Below are 4,631 nucleotides of genomic sequence, written 5' to 3' on the forward strand. Positions count from 1 at the left end.
AAAGGCCGACAGGGCCATCGCAAGACCCGAGAAGGCACCCATGGTCGGGCTGACCTGGAACGCACGCGCGGTGCCGATGCCGTGCGATGTCACGCCCATGGCGACCCCTTTGACCGCATCGTCGCGAATCCGCAGCAGCCTCAGCACGCCCGTGCCGAAGACCGCGCCAACGATGCCGGTGCTGACCACCAGAACCGCTGTGAGCGACGGGATCCCGCCGAGCTTCTCCGAGATGCCCATCGCCACCGGAGCCGTGACGGACTTGGGGGCCAGAGAGATCTGAGTGGCGGTATCGGCACCGAGCCAAGCCGCAAGCCCAATCGCACTCACGCTCGCCGTCAGCACCCCGACCAACAGGGCCGCACCGATCGGTACGGCCAGGGCGCCGAGCCGCTGGCGCTGTCGATACAGCGGAATGGCCAGCGCGACCGTCGCCGGCCCGAGCAGGAAGTGGACGAACTGCGCCCCGTCGAAATAGACCGCGTAGGGCGTCCCGGTGAGCGTCAGGATCCCGATCAAGAGCGCGACCGCCACCGCGACCGGATTCAGGAGCGGGCTCCCGCGCCCGAACCGGTAGAGCCGATCGGCCGCCAGATAGCAGACCAATGTCGCCGACAGCCAGAGCAGCGGCGAGGCCGAGAGATAGACCCAAATCTCGGTAAAGGGTGTTTCAGTCACCGGCGGCATCCCGCCGACGCCGGCTGACCGTCGCGAGGAGCCGCTGCACGCCGGCCATCGTCAATGCGGTGACCGCCAGCGTGAGGAGTGTGCCCAGCAGCAGCGCCGCGGCGATCGCCGGCCATTGACCTTGAAGACGCTCCCAGTGAAGCATGACGCCGACCCCGGCCGGGACGAACAAGAGCGAGAAATGTGCGAGCAGCGTATCGGCCGTGCGCCCGACCTCCTCCGAGATCCCGCCGCGCAGAAACAGCCACCCCAACAGGAGCAACATCCCGAGAACAGGTCCCGGCACGGGCAAACCGGTCAGCAAGACGACGGTCTCGCCGGCGAGCTGGCACAGCAGGATCAAGGTCAGGGCGTGCAGCATCGTCTTGCCCGCGTCGACTTATCCGCGTCTCAACCGGGCTGGATCGGGAAGCCCGTGCGCGGACCCATCTCGAAGCGATCGCGACTGAACAGGGGCGGGCCCTGCATGTAAACGCTCACGAGCCGGGCGAGCGATTCCAACGCATCGAAGTGGATGCGCTCGTAGCCGTGCGAGGCATCGATGCCGAAGGTCACGAGCGCCGTGCGCACGTCGTTGCCGGCCGTCAGGGCCGCGGCGCTGTCGGAGCGATAGTACTTGAAGACATCGCGCTGATGCGGGATCGCGAACTCCTGGCAAAGCTGGATGATGCGATGGGTCAGGTGATAATCGAAGGGGCCGACCTCGTCCGCCATGGCGATGGTCACGCCGAATTCGCTCGAATTCTGCCCCGGCGCGGTCGTTCCGTTGTCGATGGTCAGCATCTCGGCGACATCCTGCTGGAGCGCGGCCGACGCGCCGGACCCCACCTCCTCGGAGATGGTGAAGAGCGGATGACAGTCGACCGGCAGCTCGAGCCCCTCGCGGCGCACCGCCTCGATCGCCGCGAGCAGGACCGCGGTGCCGGCCTTGTCGTCGAGATGGCGAGAGTTGATGAAGCCGGTATCGGTGATCTCGGGGCTGGTGTCGATCGCCAGGAAGTCACCGACATGCACGCCCAAACGCAGGAGGTCGGCGATGTCGCGCACGCGCGCGTCGATACGAAACTCCACAAAATCCCAGCCGCCGGGCTGATTGTCGATCTCGGGCGCGAAGGTGTGGCCCGATGCCTTGAGCGGCAAGATGGTGCCGCGCCATTGGCAGTTGTCGGTGAAGAGCGTCGCACGCGCGCCCTCGGCGAAGCGCGCATTCCAGTGCCCGACCGGGACCAACTGCAGACGGCCGTTCTCCTTGAGCGCCTTCACCATGGCGCCGAGTGTATCGATATGGGCCACGACCGCGCGATCGGGCTGGGAGACCTCGCCTTTAAGCGTCGCGCGGATGGCGCCCCGGCGGGTCAGCTCGAAGGGGACCTCCAAGCGTTCGAGCTCCTCGCAAACGAGATGGACCACGCGATCCGTATATCCGGACGGGCTGGGCGTATGCAGCAGCTTGAGCAGAATCTCGACCAGGTAGCGCGTATCGATGGCAGGCAACTTCAAAACATAGACTCCCGGGCGGCGGTCTGAGGAAACAGCAGGTCGACGAAACGCTCGGCGGTCGGTTGAGGCTCGTGATTGGCCAAGCCGGGCCGCTCGTTGGCCTCGATAATCACATAATCGGTCCCGCGCACCGAAGGCACAAGGAAATCGAGCCCGGTGACCGGGATCGCCAACGCCCGCGCCGCGGCAACGGCGGCCTCGGCGAGGACGGGATTGAGCTGCGCGGTCACATCGTGGATGGTCCCGCCGGTGTGGAGATTCGCGGTCTTGCGCACCGTGAGCACCTCTCCCATCGGCAGGATCGCCTCCAGATCGTAGCCGGCGGAGACGACGCAACGCTTGGTCTCGTCGTCCATCGGGATGCTGCTCTCCCCGCCCGTTGCCGCGCGGCGGCGTCGGCTCTGAGCCTGAATCAGGTCACGCACGCTGTGCTGACCGGTTCCGGTCACCTGCGCCGGGCGACGGATCGCGGCGGCGACGACCTTGTTGTCGATCACGATGATGCGCAGATCATCGCCCGCGACATACTCCTCCAGGATCACCTGGTCACAGACCCGCCGCGCCGCCGCGATCGCACGCTCGAGGGTTTCGGGATCGCGCACGTCGACACTGATCCCGGCACCCTGCTCGCCGCGCACGGGTTTCACGACCACGCGGCCGAGCTTGGAGAGAAACGCCTCGGCCTGATCCAACGCCTCGAAACGGGTCTGCTCCGGGACCCGCAGACCGGCATTGCGCAACAGCCGATGGGTGACCGCCTTATCGTCGCAGCGGCTCATGGCCACGGCGCTGGTCAGCTCGCTCAAACTCTCGCGACAGACGATCCTGCGCCCGCCGAGCACCAGGGCGAAATAGCCGCCCTCCGCGTCGAGCACCTCGATGGCGATCCCGCGCCGGCGCGCCTCGTTGACGATGATGGTCGCGTAGGGATTGAGCTTGGCCTCGGGCTGTTGACCCATGAAGAGCGGCTCGTTGAAGGCGTTCTTGTTCTTGAGCGCGAAGGCCGGGATCCGCTCGAAGCCGAGCTTGCGATAGAGCCGGATGGCTTGGGTATTGTCGTGGATGACCGACAGGTCCAGAAAGCCGCGACCGCGGGCCTGATAATACTCGATCACCTGTCGCACCAGTGCGTCGCCCACACCCGGATAAGGGGCCTGAGCATCGACGGCGAGGGCCCAGAGACTGGCGCCGTTCTCGGGGTCTGCAAAGGCCGCGACATGATCCACGCCGGTCACCGCACCCACGATACGGCCGTCCTGCTCCTCTTCGGCAACCCAGTAGGTCAAGATCTTGGAGGTGCGCTGCGCCGAGATAAAGTCGGTACTGGGCGGGACCATGCGACGGGTGACATAGAGCCGGTGGATCGCCTCGGCGTCGTCGCGACTGTTGAGCAAGCGCACGTGAAAGCCTTTCGGCCGACGCGGCGAGCACTGATAGCGCTCGAGCCAGAGGCGGAAGGTGTGGGAGGGGTCCAGGAACAGATCCCGCGGCGCGTAGGAGAGCACCACGTGGGGGTCGCTCAGATAGAGCGCCACGTCGCGCTTGCCGCGGTGCTCCTCGCGGAGCGCCTCGGCGAGCGCCTTGGGGTCCGAGAAGGTCTGACCGAAGAGCAGCCGCCCCCAGCCGCAGTCGACGATCGCGGGCTGTGCGAGCGCCTGATCCGCGCGCGGTTGGCGGTCCCAGTTCTTGAGCGACGGAGCACGACTGCGCTCGAGTCGATGACGCATCCGATCTCTGCTCATTGGTCTCAGACCCCTTGCTCTTGCAACCACATCTCCAACAACGCGACCTGCCACAGCTTGGAGCCGCGCAGCGGGGTCAGATGATCGTCCGGCGCCGCCAGCAGGGTGTCGATGTAGGCCGGCTGAAAAAGACCGCGCTCGCGGGCGCGCGGCGAATGCAGCAAATCGCGCACGGTCGCCAAGACATCGCCGCGCAGATACTTGAGCGCGGGCACCGGGAAGTAGCCTTTGGGCCGATCGATGACCGAGGTCGGGATGAGCCGTCGTCCGATCGCCTTGAGCACGCCTTTACCCTCGTCGCAGAGCTTGTGCCGATCAGGCATGCGCGCGGCCAGCTCGACCAGCTCATGGTCCAGGAAGGGTACGCGCGCCTCCAGGCCCCACGCCATGGTCATGTTGTCGACGCGCTTGACCGGGTCGTCGACCAACATGATCTGCTGATCGATCCGCAACGCCTTGTCGACCGGCGCATCCGCACCGGCGCGGGCGAAATGCGCGGCGATGAAGGCACGGCTCGCGTCTTCGCCGTGAAACCGCGGATCGACCGCGCGACGGTAGTCCTCGTGCGTGCGATCGCAGAAGGCCTGCGCATAATCGCCGACCGGATCGGTGCTGCCGAGCATCGGCGGATACCAGTGATAGCCGGCGAAGACCTCGTCGGCACCCTGCCCGCTCTGCACCACCTTCACATGCTTGGCGACC

Annotated in this window: 5 protein-coding genes; all 5 read right to left on the reverse strand. The window is 66.4% G+C overall.

Annotated features, from left to right (window positions below; genetic code table 11):
- Positions 1-687 (reverse strand): LrgB family protein (locus GPT33_RS17085; protein ID WP_296811372.1); only part of this gene is annotated, 687 nt, incomplete at its 3' end.
- Positions 671-1,048, reverse strand: a complete 378-nt coding sequence (locus GPT33_RS17090; protein WP_296811374.1) for a CidA/LrgA family protein — start codon at positions 1,046-1,048, stop codon at positions 671-673. The genes GPT33_RS17090 and GPT33_RS17085, both read right to left, overlap by 17 nt.
- Positions 1,049-1,077: 29 nt before the next feature.
- Positions 1,078-2,187 carry an osmoprotectant NAGGN system M42 family peptidase gene (locus GPT33_RS17095; protein ID WP_296811376.1) on the reverse strand — a complete coding sequence of 370 codons (1,110 nt, stop codon included), beginning with the start codon at positions 2,185-2,187 and terminating at the stop codon, positions 1,078-1,080.
- Complete coding sequence (ngg, locus tag GPT33_RS17100; protein WP_296811379.1) at positions 2,184-3,914, reverse strand: N-acetylglutaminylglutamine synthetase; 1,731 nt, start codon at positions 3,912-3,914, stop codon at positions 2,184-2,186. The genes GPT33_RS17095 and ngg overlap by 4 nt, the downstream gene beginning before the upstream one ends.
- Before the next feature lie 20 nt (positions 3,915-3,934).
- The coding region (locus tag GPT33_RS17105; RefSeq protein ID WP_296811381.1) for an asparagine synthase-related protein at positions 3,935-4,631 on the reverse strand (697 nt) is incomplete at its 5' end.

It is taken from the genome of Thiocapsa sp., from assembly GCF_011390875.1.
Lineage (GTDB): Bacteria > Pseudomonadota > Gammaproteobacteria > Chromatiales > Chromatiaceae > Thiocapsa.

What these genes read in the sequence shown, in the direction of transcription:
- GPT33_RS17090 (WP_296811374.1), bottom strand. Translation starts at nt 1,048, where the DNA reads ATGCTGCACGCCCTGACCTTGATCCTGCTGTGCCAGCTCGCCGGCGAG.
- ngg (WP_296811379.1), bottom strand. Translation starts at nt 3,914, where the DNA reads ATGCGTCATCGACTCGAGCGCAGTCGTGCTCCGTCGCTCAAGAACTGG.